Source organism: Sphingobacterium sp. InxBP1, from assembly GCF_026191775.1.
Taxonomy (GTDB): Bacteria; Bacteroidota; Bacteroidia; order Sphingobacteriales; family Sphingobacteriaceae; genus Sphingobacterium; species Sphingobacterium thalpophilum.
In genome coordinates this window covers 293,245-310,414 of sequence record NZ_JAINDX010000046.1, presented here as the reverse complement: position 1 = coordinate 310,414, position 17,170 = coordinate 293,245, and the positions used below count along the sequence as shown (strand labels likewise).

9 protein-coding genes are annotated in these 17,170 nt (G+C 45.4%); all 9 read left to right on the top strand.

Going from position 1 to position 17,170, the window contains the following annotated elements; genetic code table 11:
- Positions 1–29: 29 nt before the first annotated feature.
- The gene (locus tag K7A41_RS13690; RefSeq protein ID WP_265714137.1) at positions 30–2,063 is read left to right on the top strand and encodes a RagB/SusD family nutrient uptake outer membrane protein; all 2,034 of its coding nucleotides are present in this window, start codon (positions 30–32) and stop codon (positions 2,061–2,063) included.
- A gap of 137 nt (positions 2,064–2,200) precedes the next feature.
- A complete protein-coding gene (locus K7A41_RS13685) occupies positions 2,201–3,829 on the top strand; it encodes a polysaccharide lyase (protein ID WP_265714136.1) in 1,629 nt (542 codons plus the stop codon).
- A 5-nt stretch (positions 3,830–3,834) separates the two neighbouring features.
- Positions 3,835–5,469: a polysaccharide lyase gene (locus K7A41_RS13680; RefSeq protein WP_265714135.1), complete on the top strand. Its 1,635-nt coding sequence runs from the start codon at positions 3,835–3,837 to the stop codon at positions 5,467–5,469.
- Positions 5,470–5,569: 100 nt separating this feature from the next.
- Positions 5,570–8,674 carry a DUF6298 domain-containing protein gene (locus K7A41_RS13675; protein WP_265714134.1) on the top strand — a complete coding sequence of 1,035 codons (3,105 nt, stop codon included), beginning with the start codon at positions 5,570–5,572 and terminating at the stop codon, positions 8,672–8,674.
- A gap of 4 nt (positions 8,675–8,678) precedes the next feature.
- Positions 8,679–10,166 carry a glycoside hydrolase family 140 protein gene (locus K7A41_RS13670; protein ID WP_265714133.1) on the top strand — a complete coding sequence of 496 codons (1,488 nt, stop codon included), beginning with the start codon at positions 8,679–8,681 and terminating at the stop codon, positions 10,164–10,166.
- Entirely contained in the window at positions 10,163–11,092 is a 930-nt protein-coding gene (locus K7A41_RS13665) for a glycoside hydrolase family 43 protein (protein WP_028071955.1), read from the top strand. The genes K7A41_RS13670 and K7A41_RS13665 overlap by 4 nt, the downstream gene beginning before the upstream one ends.
- Positions 11,073–12,914: a six-hairpin glycosidase gene (locus K7A41_RS13660; RefSeq protein WP_265714132.1), complete on the top strand. Its 1,842-nt coding sequence runs from the start codon at positions 11,073–11,075 to the stop codon at positions 12,912–12,914. The genes K7A41_RS13665 and K7A41_RS13660 overlap by 20 nt, the downstream gene beginning before the upstream one ends.
- 4 nt (positions 12,915–12,918) lie before the next feature.
- Complete coding sequence (locus tag K7A41_RS13655; protein WP_265714131.1) at positions 12,919–14,349, top strand: sialate O-acetylesterase; 1,431 nt, start codon at positions 12,919–12,921, stop codon at positions 14,347–14,349.
- A 13-nt stretch (positions 14,350–14,362) separates the two neighbouring features.
- Complete coding sequence (locus K7A41_RS13650) at positions 14,363–17,137, top strand: glycoside hydrolase family 2 protein (protein ID WP_265714130.1); 2,775 nt, start codon at positions 14,363–14,365, stop codon at positions 17,135–17,137.
- The last annotated feature ends 33 nt before the right edge of the window (positions 17,138–17,170 follow it).

Genomic DNA, 17,170 nt, shown 5'->3' with positions numbered 1-17,170 from the left:
ATCCATTCGGTGGATTAAAATGATTAAAGATGAAAAAAATAACAGTATTCAAACTCGCATTATTGAGTCTACTTTTGACCAATCAAGCTTGTAAAGATAATTTTCTAGAGGAAAAAACGGATTTAGCTGCTGTAAAAGAAGATGATGTCTTCAAAGATCCTGTATTGGCCCGTGCTTATGTGGACTTTGTGTATGGACTATTTCTACCTCCAAACAATGCACAGACATTTGTGGCCACACAGGATGCTACCGAAAATGGTGCGTATAGTAACACTTTTACGCAGACGACCGATGAATTGGCCGGTGAGACTGATTATAACAAGAAGTGGAATATGATCTCCTATGTTAACAATCATGCGAACAAGTATTTTGGGCAGCGGATGAACGCGAGTGTGGGAAACAATGTGTGGACAAGAATGAAAGAAATCAATGTCTTTTTGAGCAAAATAGATCAATATGGCATTGATGAAGCGACCCGGAACCTGTTGAAAGGTCAGCTATATTTTTGGCGGGCTTACCAATATTTCCAACTGGTGCGGTTGTATGGTGGCGTTCCGTTGGTTCTTGAACCGCAGGCGCCGGTAGTCGGTGATAATGATGTCAACTCTATACCCAGAAGTAGCACCGCTGCTTGTATTGAGCAAATTTGTAAAGATCTGGACATCGCAAAAAGCCTGTTGCCGGGAAGATGGGACGCTGCTAATTGGGGACGAATTACCAGCGGTGCTGCCGCAGCGTTAAAAGGACGTGTGTTGTTGACGTATGCGAGTCCACAATTTAATCCTACGGACTCGCGTGACCGTTGGGAGGAAGCATATAAAGCAAATTTAGAGGCTAAAAACTTACTGGAGCAGCATGGCTTCGGGTTGTTTCAGACTGGCGGTACAGCGAATGGCAAAGCTTGGGCTGATCTATTTATAACGGAAGGTGGTGCCAATCCTGAAGCCGTGATTGTCTATGGATTTAATAACTTAACATCCACTAATGGCGCTGTTAAAAATAATGGCTGGGAACAAGTCATTCGACCACGCGGTATCGCCGGTTCAGGATCAATTTCGCCAACCAAGCAGATGTTGGATGCCTTTCCCATGTTGGATGGTAAAGACATACATGATCCCACCTCTGCCTATACCTATGATGCGCAAAAGTTTTATAAAAATAGAGATCCCAGGTTTTCAAAAACATTCGTTTATAACGGCGCCTTATTTCCTTACGGCAATGGAAGTGAGTTCCGCCAATGGGCCTACTACTGGAAAAATGCCAAAGGATCCTATGTCTCCACCGAAACACAGGGAGCTAATGCCAGTGGAATTTATTTGAAGAAAGGGTCGGACCCCAAAGCCTCGGGATCTTCCAATGGCGGGGCGGGTTTCCAGCAAAGTGGTACAGATTTTATCGAACTGCGGTTTGCGGAAGTCATATTGAATCTGGCGGAATCAGCGATCGGAACAGATAGATTGCAGGAAGGGCTAGACGGAATTCTGAAAATAAGGGCTAGAGCAGGCTTGGAGAACAGGGATGGTGCGTATGGTCTGAGTGCCGCGGTCGGCAACAGGGATAAACTGTTCGGAGCGGTCATCAATGAACGAAAACTAGAGTTTGCCTATGAAGGAAAACGATTCTACGACCTCAGACGCTGGAAACTTTTTGAGACTGATTCACCTACAGCCCAACGTCTTGGCGTGAAACCCTTAAACGGAACACGACGCACAGGATTGCTCATTACGGTAAAAAATGATGGAAAGGAATATGTTGGAGATTTAGACCCGCTATTACGGGATAGTAAAAGCGGTACATTGCCGGTTGTAGAGCGCCAGCCCGGTTCTTACCCGCCGGGGATTGAAAATCAGGAACAGTATCTGGACTATCTTTACGACAATTATTTCACAATCGCGGAGAAGGACGATCTAGATCCAACAAACGGATCATGGAGTTTTATGTGGTATCCACAGTACTATTTCTTTGGGCTGAACCAAACGATATTAAGTACCTCTCCTTATCTACAGCAGACTGCTGGCTGGGATAGCATGAATGGAGCAGGCACTTTTGATCCGTTGAAATAAGTATATTTATAGGGTATAATATATTCGTATATAAAAATTGTATTTGTATATGAATTGTGACAGACTTTATTTCAAATAAATGTGGGATTGACATATATTTGAAATAATAATTATAAACCAAACAAACAGAGGGAAACATGTTACATAAAATAACACTGACCGCATTATTGAGTATTTTCACATCAGTAGCATTTTGTCAGTATCCAAAAATTCCGGAAGAAGTTAAAAAATCTACAGACGAGTTGATGAAAAAGGCTCTTCGCCAATCAGATGAAGCCTGGCAAAAAGCACTGCCCGTGATAGAAGAATATGCTAAACAAGGCAAACCTTATATCCCTTGGGCTGGGCGACCCGCAGATTTGCCACAGGCATCTATACCTGCTTTCCCGGAAGCAGAAGGCGGTGGTAAATTTACTTTTGGTGGCCGCGGTGGTAAAGTTTATGTGGTTACAAGCCTAGAAGACAATGGTCCGGGGACGCTGCGTGAAGCTTGCGAAAAAGGCGGCCCCCGAATTATCGTTTTCAATGTCTCCGGTATTATCCGTTTAAAAACTCCATTGATCATTCGGGCACCTTATATTACCATTGCTGGCCAATCTGCTCCCGGTGATGGGGTATGTGTGGCTGGAGAATCTGTCTGGATCAATACGCATGATGTGCTGATTCGCCATATGCGTTTTCGGCGTGGCGAAACTTATGTAGGCAGAAGGGATGACGCTATTGGCGGCAATCCAGTCGGAAATATTATGATTGACCATGTTTCGGCAAGCTGGGGACTCGATGAAAATATGTCGATGTACCGGCATATGTACAACGATAGTACAGGCAAAGCTGAAGAAAAACGGGGCACGGTGAATATCACGATACAGAATTCGATTTTCTCCGAGGCTCTGGATACCTGGAACCATGCATTTGGTAGTACACTGGGCGGCGAAAACTGTACTTTTATGCGAAATCTCTGGTCTAATAACGCGGCTAGAAATCCTTCCATCGGTTGGAATGGACTGTTCAATTTCTTCAACAATGTCGTGTATAACTGGGTACACCGCTCTATTGACGGCGGAGATTACCAAGCGACCTACAATATCGTAAATAATTACTTTAAGCCCGGACCAGCGACTCCTTTAAACGAACCCATAAGTTACCGTATACTCAAACCTGAATCTGGTCGGAGCAAGTTGCCTTATGTTGTTTTTGGACGGGCACATGTGAATGGGAACATTGTTGAGGGCAATGCAAAGGTGACTGCAAACAATTGGGATGGTGGCGTACAGCTGGAAAATAAGGCCGGTAACCTGATGACCTTTGATGAAGCCAAACCTTATTTTGCTGCAATGAGCGTAAAGGAACCGTTTCCGCATGCGAATTTCCCTGTGATGAGCGCGCAGGAAAGTTACGCGTATGTACTTGATCATGCTGGAGCAACATTGCCAAAAAGGGATCCCGTTGATCAGCGGGTTGTCCAGGAAGTTAGAAATGGGAAGCCTACGCCTTTGAAGGATGTGAAACTTCCAGAAAAGGATTTTGAACATAGAAGACTGCCAAAGGACTCGTATAAGATTGGAATCATTACGGATATATCGCAAGTAGGCGGGTATCCCGTATACAAAGGTAAGGCGTATAAAGACTCGGATAACGATGGTATTCCTGATGATGTTGAAAAACAAATGGGACTTAATCCAAATGACCCGAGCGATTCTGCAAAGATAAGTGCTTCGGGCTACGCAAATATCGAAGTCTATCTCAATAAATTGGCCGCTAAATAATTGCTATGAAATTGCGATTCCATCCAACTATTGTCCTGTTTGCCGGTTTAATTAGCCCTATCGCTGTTCTGGCGCAATATCCAGTGATTCCAGATTCATTGAAGAGGCTGGCTGCCGAACAAGAAAACACAGAGAACCTACGTGTGGAGGCGGCGTGGAAGACGGCGCAGCAAGTGATGAAAGCCGAAGGTAAACCCTATATTCCCTGGGCCGCCAAGCCGGGCGATCTGCCGCAGGCGAAAATAAAGGCTTTCCCCGGTGCTGAGGGCGGCGGCGCCTATACTGCGGGCGGCAGAGGCGGGAAGGTCTTTGTCGTGACCAGTTTGGCGGATAGCGGACCAGGGACATTGAGGGAGGCTTGTGAAGCCGGAGGAGCCCGTATTGTCGTTTTTAATGTCGCGGGTATCATCCGGCTTGAGAAACCGATCGTGGTGAAAGCCCCCTATATCACTATCGCTGGGCAGACTGCGCCCGGTGATGGAGTATGTATTGCCGGAGAGTCTTTCCTGATCGATACACATGATGTGATTTTGAGATTTCTGCGTTTTCGTCGCGGTGCTACTGACGTCACCCGTCGGGATGATGCTGTAGGCGGCAATGTGGTTGGGAATATTATCATCGACCACGTTTCGGCAAGTTGGGGACTGGATGAAAATATGTCAATCTATCGACATGTCTATGATCGTGAAGGGAAAAATCTAAAGTTGCCTACCGTCAATGTAACCATCCAAAATTCGATCTTTTCGGAATGTCTGGATGCATACAATCACGCTTTTGGCAGCACCATCGGTGGGTTGAACAGTACCTTCATGCGAAATCTCTGGGCCTCAAATATCAGCCGCAATCCTTCCATAGGAATGTATGGGGACTTTGGATTTGTTAATAATGTCATCTGGAACTGGTGGAATAGGAGCGCAGATGGTGGTGACAATAGATCGTTGTTTAATTTTATCAACAACTATTATAAGCCGGGGCCAATAACACCCAAGGATAAACCCATTGCCTATCGCATTTTGAAACCTGAATCTGGCCGCGATAAGGCCTTTAAAGATCAATACGGAAAGGTATATGCTGACGGCAATGTCGTAGAAGGATTCCCTGAAGTAACCCAAGACAACTGGGCCGGCGGAATACAGATTGAGGACCTTCCACATGTGGGAAGCCGTGAGAAGGATATTCGTGTAGATAAAGCGTTTCCAATGGCAGCAGTAACGACTTTGGTCGCACAAGAAGCCTATGACTATGTCCTTAAGAATGCAGGCGCATGCCTTCCTAAACAGGACGCTGTTGATCAGCGCATCATCAAACAGGTAGCAGAGAACAAAGTCTTCTACAACCAAGATATCCCGCTGCATGGATTTGTGTCACCTTATGTAAAAAGACGCCTTCCGCAGGATTCTTACAAAAAGGGGATTATATCAGATATCGCCCAAGTAGGTGGTTATCCGACTTATCAGGGAGTTCCTTATACAGACTCGGACAATGATGGCATCCCCGATGATGCAGAAAAGAAAATGGGGCTAAATCCCAACGATCCAAGTGATTCGCAAAGGATTGCCAAAAATGGCTATGCCAATATCGAAAATTATCTCAATGGATCGGTGAGTCTGGATATTGTTGTCCCGGCAAGTAAACGTTAGCTATGGCATCCTGATTTCATGGTAGGTGGAATGTACAGGAGAATCCTTAGCTGAAAATATAAAATTGATAGCATCAACGCGTTGAAGTAAATTTATATACATGAAGATTAGCGGTATTTTCTTTTGGAGCTTCTGGCTGTGTAGCTTGGGTAGTTACGCACAAAAGCAGCCTGCAATGGCTCCGCTGTCTTGGGATGGTACGCAGCTGTTGTATAATAACGATTCATTGGGAAATCGGATTCCGGATTTTTCATACGCTGGTTATGAGGGAGGAGATCGTGCAATCCCAGATGGGCGAGTTGAAGTGGTCGTTCCATTAACATCTGGAGATGCGACACAACGCATCCAGGCAGCTCTGGATTATGTTTCTAATCTACCTAAAGGAAAAGATGGTTTGCGGGGTGTGGTGCTACTGGAAAAGGGAGTGTATCAGGTATCGGGATCACTTTCCATTCATACTTCCGGTGTGATTTTGAGAGGCAGTGGATTTACAACTGGCGGTACAACAATTCTTGGTACTGGGACTTCTCGTGAGACACTTATCCGTATTGCAGGAAAAAACAATATTCAGCTGCAGGAGAAGCATACGATCAGTACGTCTTATGTTCCCGTAAATTCCCGGAAATTTGAGATCGAAACGGCATCAGCTTATCGCGCGGGGGATAAAGTCATGATTACGAGACCAGCAACCCAAAGCTGGATCGACGTTTTAGGTACCGGTCACTTTGGTGGCGGCATCACATCACTGGGCTGGAAACCCGGTCAGCGCGATATATCCTGGGATAGAACAGTCGTTGCGGTGCACGGAAATAGCATAGAAATTGACGCGCCGATAACGACCGCACTGGATCAGACATATGGTCAGTCAACGCTGGCGAAGTTCACTTGGACCGGACGTATTACGCATGCTGGCGTTGAAAACATGATGCTTGAATCGAGCTATAACCGAGACAATCCAAAAGATGAAGATCACCGTTGGATGGCTATTACAGTTGAAAACGCCGAAAACGTCTGGGTGCGCAGAATGCAATTTAGACACTTTGCAGGCTCGGCTGTATATGCGCTGGAAAGCACCAAAAAATTGACAGTGGAAGATTGCATCTCCTTGGAACCCGTATCGGAGATTGGAGGACAAAGGCGGTATACCTTTTACACAAAGGGACAGCAGACGCTATTTCAGCGTCTTTATTCACGGCAGGGCTATCACGATTTTGCTGTTGGGTACCTTGCCGCTGGCCCGAATGCCTTTGTGCAGTGCCAAGCCGTAGAACCTTTTAGCTTTAGTGGGGCAATCGACAGCTGGGCGTCAGGAATTTTATTTGACATTATCGATATTGATGCGCAGGCCTTAAGCTATAAAAATCGCGGCCAGGATGGGCAAGGGGCAGGCTGGTCAGCCGCCAACAGTGTTTTTTGGCAATCCACTGCTGGTCTCGTGGAATGTTACCAACCGCCTACCGCACAGAACTGGGCTTTTGGTATTTGGTCGCAATTTCAAGGTGATGGTTATTGGGAGCAGTCCAACGAGTACATCAAACCACGAAGCTTGTACTACGCACAATTGGAGGGGCGAATTGGCAAGGCCGCAAAAGACAGGTCGATCTTATTGCCTGTCTTGACAGAAGCTTCCAGCAGTCCACCGGTACATGTGGCGATGGAATTAACTAAACAGGCCGTGCAGCCAGCGTTACAGCTAGTCGATTTTATCCGTGAAGCGGACCATAGGTCGTCTCTCAATATCAGTGTAGGAAAGGCCAAAACGATTGACCAGATCGGTTACAACGCACAGGCCGTAAAGTCTCGATCGGCGGATATGCAGGTGCTGCATGGCTGGCTAGTGCGTGGAAACAGTATCTTGACAGGTAGTAAACTGGATGTACCTTGGTGGAGTGGTTCTGCAAGACCTTACGGAGCTATCAAAGCCAAACCCCATATCACGCGCTACGTGCCCGGAGAGGTCGGTATTGGTCTCACGGATGATCTCGAGGCGCTGACGGATACCATGCAACAAAATCATGTATTGGCCATAGACCATAATTATGGGCTTTGGTATGATAGGCGTCGCGACGATCATGAACGAATCCGAAGGATGAACGGTGAGGTCTGGCCGCCATTTTATGAGCTGCCCTTCGCGAGAAGTGGTACCGGCCTCGCTTATGATGGCTTATCAAAATATGACCTGACTAAATACAACCAGTTTTACTGGAGCCGCTTGAAGCGCTTTGCGGATTTAGCAGACCAAAAAGGCTTGATACTGATCCACCAGAATTATTTTCAGCATAATATTATAGAAGCAGGGGCTCACTATGCTGATTTTCCTTGGCGTACGGCCAATAACATCAATAATGTTGGTTTTCCAGAACCTGTTCCCTATGCTGGAGACAAGCGTATTTTTATGGCTGAACAGTTTTACGATATCGGTAATCCCGTACGCAGAGCCTTACATCGCGCTTATATCCGCCAATGTCTCGATAATTTTAAGGACAATTCGGGTGTTATTCAGATGATCAGCGCTGAATATACGGGGCCGCTGCATTTTGTGCAGTTCTGGATCGATGTAATTAAGGAGTGGAAAGCCGAGACGGGCGGGCACCCGATTATTGCATTGAGCGCCACGAAGGATGTTCAGGATGCCATACTGGCCGACCCAGAACGCGCTGCTGAAATTCAGATTATTGATATTCGGTATTGGCATTATCAGGCTGACGGGACACTTTACGCGCCCAAAGGGGGGCAGAACCTAGCTCCACGTCAACATGCACGTTTGTTAAAGCCAAAGAAAACATCTATGGAAGCCGTCTATAAAGCGGTTTCGGAGTATCGGATTAAATACCCAGAGAAAGCCGTGTTATATCATGGTGATAATTATCCCGAAATGGCCTGGGCGTCTTTCATGGCCGGCGGCTCCATGGCCAATGTGCCGAGAATCCAAATGCCCGAGTTCTATGCTGCTGCCGCTGGTATGCAACCGACAGTCATCGGTGGACATTGGGTTTTAAGGTCTGATCAGGGACTGATTATTTATAACCGCAGTTCTGAAGCGTTGAACCTGGATCTCAAGGGCTATAAAGGACACTTTATCGTGCGGCACATCCATCCCAAAAACGGTACAATCGTTAAAACGGAACGCGTGAATCTCGGAAAAGAACTTCACCTCAACAATTATATGAACAGTCCAGAAATGATCTGGATCGATAAACGTTAATATCATGTCAATACACAAGAAGTATCCATTTTTAAAAGCAGAACAACCGTGCCTGCTGTCTTGGATATTCCAACGTACTTTTAAAAAACTGGGCGTATTTCGCAGAGTTTTTTCGTTTGCAATGATGGGAGTCTTTGTTTCCTGTGCTACCGAAAAAGAGCACGGAGACCTGTCTTTATTGAAAATTTCTGAAAATAAGCGATACGTCGTCACCCAGGATGGAAAGCCTTTTTTCTGGCTGGGCGATACGGGCTGGCTTCTCTTCAATAAGATGAACCGCGATGAGGCAGAACAGTATCTGGAAGATAGAAGACAAAAAGGATTCAACGTCATTCAGGCTATGGTCCTACATACAGTCCCTTCAGTGAATGCTTACGGCGATTCTTCAGTGATCAACGCAGATATCTCCAGACCCTTGGTGACGACGGGCAATAATCCCAATCAGGCGGACGAATATGATTATTGGGATCATATTGATTATATCATTGATAAGGCTGCCGAAAAGGGGATCTATATGGCTTTGGTACCTGTATGGGGGTCACCGGTTAAAGATGGGAAAGTATCTGTTGAGCAAGCCGAACAATATGCAAAATTTCTTGCCGAACGGTGGAAAGACCGTTCCAATATCATTTGGTTAAATGGCGGGGATATTAAGGGGTCTGATAAAATCGATGTGTGGAAGAAAATTGGGCAGACCATCAAGTCTATTGACCCTAAGCATTTAATGACTTTTCATCCCAGAGGTCGGACAGCATCATCGGACTGGTTCCACAACGAGTCCTGGCTGGACTTTAATATGGTCCAGTCTGGCCACAGAAGATACGAGCAAGATACATCCAAAAATGAGCAGAAACACTATGGCGAGGACAACTGGAAGTTTATGGCAGCGGATTGGGATTTAAAACCTGTCAAGCCTACTATTGATGGAGAGCCTTCTTACGAGGGTATCCCCCAAGGATTGCATGATATCACCGAGCCCCGTTGGACAGACGCCGATGTCAGAAGATATGGTTATTGGTCCGTATTTGCGGGCGCATTTGGGTACACCTATGGCCAGAATTCGGTCATGCAGATGCATTCCAAAAAAGATACCACCTCGGCTTATGGCTCAGACGAAGTTTGGTCTTCGGCCATTCATGCACCCGGTGCCAGCCAGATGAAATACTTGAAGGAACTAATGCTATCCCGGACCGATTACATTGACCGGATACCTGACCAGACACTGATCGTCGATAATGGCGAAAAATATGATCGTTTACTGGCGACGAGAACAGATCATTATGCCTTTATCTACAATTATACCGGCAGACCCATGACGGTTAATATGGGTAAAATCAAAGGCAGTAAGGTAAAGGCCTCCTGGTTTAATCCGAGAAATGGAGAAACCAAGATCATCGGTGAGATGGAGAATAAAGGAATACAACACTTTACACCCGAAGGTGGACAAAAAGAAGGCAACGACTGGGTGTTGATATTGGATTCGGTATCATGAGAACAATTAACATATGGTTTATTTTCATGATGACTACGATGTTTTTTTCTTCGTGTCAGCGGGATATTTATTTATTTACTTCTTTTCATGAACCCGCGAATGAGGGACTACGGTATTTGTATAGCGAAGATGCTTATCATTGGAAGCCAATTCGGGGAATATACTTAAAGCCTGAACTGGGAGCGCAAAAGATCATGCGTGACCCTTCCATGCTACAGGATAAACATGGTATTTACCACCTAGTATGGACTATTGGATGGAAAGGTAATGAAGGTATTGGTTATGCACGCTCGACAGACTTGATCCATTGGGACAACCAAAAAATTATTCCGGTAATGAAGCATGAGCCTACGACTGTTAATGTATGGGCGCCAGAATTATTTTATGACGACGTGAATAGTCGGTTTATCATCATTTGGGCTTCGACGATACCACATCGATTTCCGAAAGGCAAGGAAGCTGAGGATAACAATCACCGTATGTACTATACGACCACAAAAGATTTTAATACGTTTACAGAAACACAGCTATTCAGTGATCCTGGGTTTAGCATGATTGACGCTGTGATTGTCAAGAAGGCTAAGCAGGATTATGTATTGGTTTTGAAAGATAACACCCGGCCCAATCGTGATCTTCGGGTAGCATTTGCGACAAATCCTTTGGGGCCCTTTCAAGAAGTATCCAAGCCCTTTTCGGCCCACCTAACGGAAGGCCCAACGGTAGTGAAAGTTAAAGATGAGTGGCTGATTTATTTTGACTCCTACGGGAGTAAACGCTATGAGGCTGTGGCTACCAAAGATTTTAAGACGTTCAAATCAATCAATGACCGCATATCGGTGCCCGAAGGACATAAGCATGGAACCATCTTCAGATCATCAAAAAAAGTTTTAAAGAATTTACGCCGACATGAAGCCGACACGAAATAGTAACATCGCCGTTCTGTACAGTATATTACTTGCGGGAGTTGCCGGAACCGCCTATGCGCAGGACACCGTCAAATACGTGGGTCAGACATTATCCAATGTGGATTATCATCATGGACAGCTAACTCCTGCTGTGGGTACACATAATATACAGGTATTTCGGGCGAATCGGGAATTTCCGGAACAGGCTGGCGGGCATAATTTTACCTACAATCACCAACCTTTTTTGGCCTTTTGGAACAATACTTATTATCTACAATTTCTGAGCAATCCTGTGGGCGAGCATATTGCAGAAGGGAAGACCCTTTTACAGACGTCCAAAGACGGTTATGTCTGGTCGGGGCCTGTCGAACTGTTTCCGCCCTATCTTGTACCGGAGGGGTTCACAAAGCCGGGTAGGGCCGACCGCGCGGGCAAGGAGCTCTACGCAATTATGCACCAACGCATGGGTTTCTATACGGCCCAGAATGGTAAGCTCCTGACAATTGGATACTATGGTGTGGCGTTGGATGCGAAAGATGATCCTAATGACGGCAATGGATTAGGACGTGTGGTCCGGGAAATAAATAAGGACGGTTCTTTTGGACCAATTTATTTTATCCGGTTCAATTCATCTTTCAACACAAAGATCGCCAAATACCCGTTTTTCACAAAAAGTAAGGATAAAGCTTTTGTGTCAGCCTGTGAAGAACTGCTAAATAGTCCGTTGATGATGCAGCAGTGGGTGGAAGAGGCCGATCGCAATGATCCGCTGGTTCCTTTAAAGCGACCTGTTAAAGCGTTTGCTTATTACCATTTAAATGATGGCAGGGTAGTCGGGCTGTGGAAACATGCACTCACCTCGATCAGCAACGATAATGGCAGGACCTGGGCATATTCACCAGGAAGAGCCCCCGGATTTGTCAACAGCAATGCGAAGATCTGGGGACAGCGGACCTCTGACGGTCGCTTTGCAACGGTTTACAATCCTTCCGAGTTCAGATGGCCACTGGCCGTTTCCACCAGTGACGACGGGCTACGTTATACCGATCTACTGTTGGTCAACGGTGAGATTTCCACGATGCGTTACGGCGGAAATTATAAATCCTATGGCCCCCAGTATGTACGTGGCATACAAGAAGGAAATGGCCAGACGCCGGATAAAAATATGTGGTTAACCTATAGCATGAACAAAGAGGATATATGGGTAGCCAAAGTGCCTGTTCCGATCAGTTCCACGGTGGCGGAAGCCGTTGATGACGATTTTTCGAAACAGCCAGAGCAAGTTTATAATTCATGGAATATTTATAGCCCGCTTTGGGCAAGTGCCAAAGTTGAAGGTAATGCCTTGGTATTGCGGGACAAGGATCCCTACGATTATGCGAAAGCAGACCGGGTAATCGCACCGGCAAAGAAATGCAAAATAACTTATACGGTGACGCCCCAACAGGATACGCATGGCACTTTAGAAATAGAACTCGTCAATGGCAACGGGCTCCCGGCTGCTCGGATTACCTTTGATAAGGATGGCCTGATTAAGAATAAGGCAGGGTATCGGAATGCAACTATACAAAAATATGAGGCCGGACAAACGTATCATATAACCTGCCTTGTAGATGTGACTACCCGCTCTTTTCAGCTATTTGTCAATGGCGTGGACAAAGGGACCAAATTGTTTTTTCAACCTGTAGATAGTATTTGTAAAGTATCGTTCAGAACAGGAGAAATCAGACGTTTCCCTGACGCGGATACACCAACAGACCAGGATTTTGACGTCGTCAATCCGGGACAGGCAGTAAAAGAGGCTGTTTATAGGATATCTTCGTTGACAGCGCAAACAATGTAATGGGATGAATAAGGTAATTCTATACATCGTGTTGTTTATGCTCGCTTCCCGGCTTGAAGCCGCGGTTGTGCTACCCAATATTTTTGCTCATCATATGGTGTTGCAACGCGATCGTCACGTACCCATTTTCGGTACAGCATCGGGCGGGGAATCCATCGTGGTGAACTTTCAAAATCAACGTATACATACGCGAGCTGATAAAAACGGAAACTGGCAAGTGGTGCTAAAGCCGATGCAGGCCAATGCGGTAGGGCAGACACTAACTATCATCGGCAGCACCACTATTGAACTTAAAGATGTTGTGGTGGGAGAGGTATGGCTGTGTTCGGGTCAGTCCAATATGGAATATCAGATGCGTAAGATTGCAAAAGAAAAGCCGCCATTGAGGGGAAATTATTTTCCTCGGGAGGAGGTGAAAGAAGCCAAAAATGCCGACTTACGGATCTTTTTGGTCAGAAGAAAATTTCTGTCAAAACCCAGTGGAAAATATGAAGGTTGGGCACTGGCACAGGATTCTGCATTAGCACAGTTTTCGGCGCCAGCCTATTTCTTTGGAAAAAAATTACAGGAGGAATTGAAAGTTCCTGTCGGCATTATTGCATCTGCCGTGAGCGGTAGCCGTATAGAACCTTGGTTTGCGGAAGCCTACTGGAACAGCTCCCCGTATTTAAAGGAGAAGCCTACGTCGGGCGATCCTGGAAAATTTTATCACCTGATGATTGAACCCTTAGCACCTTATGCATTAAGGGGCTTTATCTGGTATCAGGGAGAAAGCAACGTGTTTATGCAGGAAAATCTTTCCTACAGCTACAAAATGAAAGCGCTGATTGAAAACTGGCGTAACCTTTGGAAGGATCCTAAGATGCCATTTTATTTCACCCAGATTGCGCCATTCCGCTACTCACTGGACGAAAAGCGGCAAATTCGTATGCCGACAACGGTATTGCCGGAATTTCGCGAAGCGCAGGACCTCGTGTTACAGTTGCCTTTTACTGGCCGTATCATCACAACGGATCTGGTCGATGATATCGACAACCTGCATCCAAATTACAAATGGGAGATCGGCAGACGACACGCTCTTAAAGCTTTAAAATACGTATACAAGAAAAAAATTATTGCCGATGGTCCGGAAATAAAATCTGTGAAGATAAAGGGGCAGAAAGCATATTTAACATTCAAACATGCAAAAGGGCTGAAAAGTCTGGACGGCAGGCCGTTGAATTCATTTGAAGTCGCGGGCGATGATGCGGTCTTCTTCCCGGCAATGGCGACGATCGTTAACGATACGATTATACTCCAACATGCCGGGCTCCCGCGGATTGTTCAAGTTAGGTTTGCTTGGGATGAAGCTGCCCAGCCTAATTTGGTTAATGCTGCAGGTTTGCCGGCTGCACCGTTCAGAACAGATGGCCCATTGAAATCAACAAAATTGTAATAGTAAGCTAATCATGAAATTAAACGTAAAAACTGTATTATCCTTCTTTTTTTTGACGCTTACAGCGTTACAGATTTCTGCTCAGCAGACAGAAATCCAATATCTTTCTGGAAGAGGCAAGGATGATGGTGTTTTATGGGATTTTAAGGTCAGTGAGGGTATGAAAGCCGGCGTCTGGGATAAGATACCTGTACCTTCCAACTGGGAACTACAGGGCTTCGGTAAATATAACTATGGCTTCAACAAAGAAATCAACAAAGGCAAGGAAGTCGGCCTTTATAAATACCGTTTTCGGGTACCTGACAGGTGGAATACGAAACTTGTCAGACTTGTTTTCGAAGGCGTGATGACGGATGCAGAAGTAAAAATCAATGGTAAACTTGCAGGGGAAATCCATCAGGGATCATTCTATGTGTTCAAATATGACATCGGCAAGCTGATCAGACCGGGAAAGGACAATCTGTTGGAGGTAAAGGTAGCGAAGCATTCGGCCAATAAGTCTGTTAACGCGGCAGAGCGGGAAGGCGATTTCTGGATCTTCGGCGGGATATTCCGTCCAGTGTATCTGGAGGCGTTACCCCAGAACCATGTCGAACGTGTTTCGTTGGACGCCCGGGCAGACGGAACTTTTAAAGCTAAGCTTGTGACTGAAGGCACAGCCAATGAAGTTGCGGTGCAGCTTTTTGATGCAGCGGGTAATCGGTTTGGCAAGGAACTAAAAACAACCATAACAGGTCCTGAAATCTGGCTAAATGGACGTTTTGAGAAACCGGAACTCTGGTCAGCTGAATTTCCCAATTTATATCAGGCGCAAATTACTTTATTAAAAAATGGGAAGGTGCAGCATCAGCTCACACAGAAGTTTGGTTTCCGTACAGTCGAAGTGAAAGTGCGGGATGGTGTATATATTAATGGCGTCAAGATAAAATTCAAAGGTGTTAACCGGCACTCGTTTCATCCCCAGTCAGGCAGGACGACAAGCAAAGAAATTAGTATTGCTGACGTCAAACTTATTAAAGAAATGAACATGAATGCTGTCCGGATGGCGCATTATCCACCAGACAATCATTTTCTTGCAGTTTGCGATTCATTAGGCTTATATGTAATGAACGAATTGGGGGGCTGGCATGGCCATTATGATACACCTACCGGTTCTAAATTGCTACGCGAGATGATGGTTGTTTCCGAAAACAATCCTTCGGTGATCTTTTGGGCAAACGGTAACGAAGGGGGGCACAATCCCGAGCTGGATCACATCTTTCAAGAACAAGATATTCAAAAAAGGCCACTGATCTATCCCTGGGCTGTATACGGTGGTTTTGAAACCACCCATTACCGCGAATACAATTACGGAATAGGAAGCTATGATCATGGCCATAATATCGTCATGCCAACGGAATTCCTCCACGGCATGTATGATGGCGGACATGGTGCTGGAATCGAGGATTACTGGAAAGCGATGTTGGCCAATCCTTTATCTGCGGGAGGCTTTTTATGGGATTTTCAGGACCAAGGTATCGTACGCACGGATAAAAACAATCGTATCGATACAGATGGTAATCACGGTCCTGACGGAATCGTGGGGCCGTACCATGAGAAGGAGGGAAGCTTTTTTACGATAAAAGAAGTTTGGAGCCCGATTTTCTTTGAAAAAAGAGCGATTACTAAAGAGTTTGATGGAATATTTAATATAGAAAATCGATATTCCTTTACCAACAGCAGCCAATGCACATTTAGTTATGAATTCAAGAAATTGGGTGCTTATCGGCAAGTCGGAGCGAGCACAAAAGGAAATATAGCTGCACCTCATATTGCTCCCGGAGCGAAGGGCATATTGAAGATGGATCTTCCGAAAGGATGGGAGCAATTTGATGTGCTATACATTACCGTCAAGGACCCTTGGGGGCAGGAGCTCTTCACCTGGAGTTTTCCCATCGCTATGCCGGCCGATATAGCAGCATCTCTGATCGTTCCCGGGAGCCCACAAAATATTTCGGTACAGGAAGAGTCCAGCTCTTATCTGGTACAGGCCAATGGCATCAGCTATAAAATCAATAAGATAACAGGGTTATTGGAACAGGTAAAGAATGCGAAAGGTATCATCCCCTTTCATAACGGACCAGTGCTACAGGAAGCGGTCAACAATTACAAAAACTTTACACTGAGTCACGAAGATGGAAAGGTGGTCATCCAGTCTACATTTGATAAAAAGGAAAGTTACAACACACTGCGATGGGAGATACTGCCTTCAGGACAGTTGAAGATGCATGTGCAATATTTTCCTGAAAGTTATTTTACGCGTTTTGTTGGAGTAAACTTTGACTTTCCAGAATCTGAAATTAAAGCGGTTGAGTATATGGGAATGGGACCTTATCGAGTCTGGAAAAATCGAATGAAGGGCAACCAATTTGGTGTGTGGAGGAAAGACTATAACAATACAGCAACTGGGGAGCCGCCGTTTGAGTATCCAGAGTTCAAAGGGTATCATGCCAATATGTACTGGACAAAATTTATTGGCAAGGAGCAGAGTTTTATGGTTTTTACTGATCGTGAAGATGTGTTTTTAAGGTTGTATACACCAAAGGAGCAACAAGATACGGAGTGGAAGAATATGGACCCTATCTTTCCAAAAGGGGATATTTCGTTCATGAATGGTATCTCTGCTATTGGTACCAAAACCCAGAAGCCGGAAACCACTGGCCCAATGGGCATGAAGCACGTATATTATGATTTTGAAAAAGAACCTATAAGGGCGTTGCATCTGGTTCTGTATTTTGATTTTAAATAGGTATGTCACCATTAGTAGCGGTGGATATCAGAA

Excerpts from the sequence above, each read along its gene's own strand:
- K7A41_RS13670 (WP_265714133.1), top strand. The coding sequence starts at position 8,679 with ATGTCAATACACAAGAAGTATCCATTTTTAAAAGCAGAACAACCGTGC.
- K7A41_RS13655 (WP_265714131.1), top strand. The coding sequence starts at position 12,919 with ATGAATAAGGTAATTCTATACATCGTGTTGTTTATGCTCGCTTCCCGG.
- K7A41_RS13680 (WP_265714135.1), top strand. The coding sequence starts at position 3,835 with ATGAAATTGCGATTCCATCCAACTATTGTCCTGTTTGCCGGTTTAATT.
- K7A41_RS13685 (WP_265714136.1), top strand. The coding sequence starts at position 2,201 with ATGTTACATAAAATAACACTGACCGCATTATTGAGTATTTTCACATCA.
- K7A41_RS13665 (WP_028071955.1), top strand. The coding sequence starts at position 10,163 with ATGAGAACAATTAACATATGGTTTATTTTCATGATGACTACGATGTTT.
- K7A41_RS13675 (WP_265714134.1), top strand. The coding sequence starts at position 5,570 with ATGAAGATTAGCGGTATTTTCTTTTGGAGCTTCTGGCTGTGTAGCTTG.
- K7A41_RS13650 (WP_265714130.1), top strand. The coding sequence starts at position 14,363 with ATGAAATTAAACGTAAAAACTGTATTATCCTTCTTTTTTTTGACGCTT.
- K7A41_RS13690 (WP_265714137.1), top strand. The coding sequence starts at position 30 with ATGAAAAAAATAACAGTATTCAAACTCGCATTATTGAGTCTACTTTTG.
- K7A41_RS13660 (WP_265714132.1), top strand. The coding sequence starts at position 11,073 with ATGAAGCCGACACGAAATAGTAACATCGCCGTTCTGTACAGTATATTA.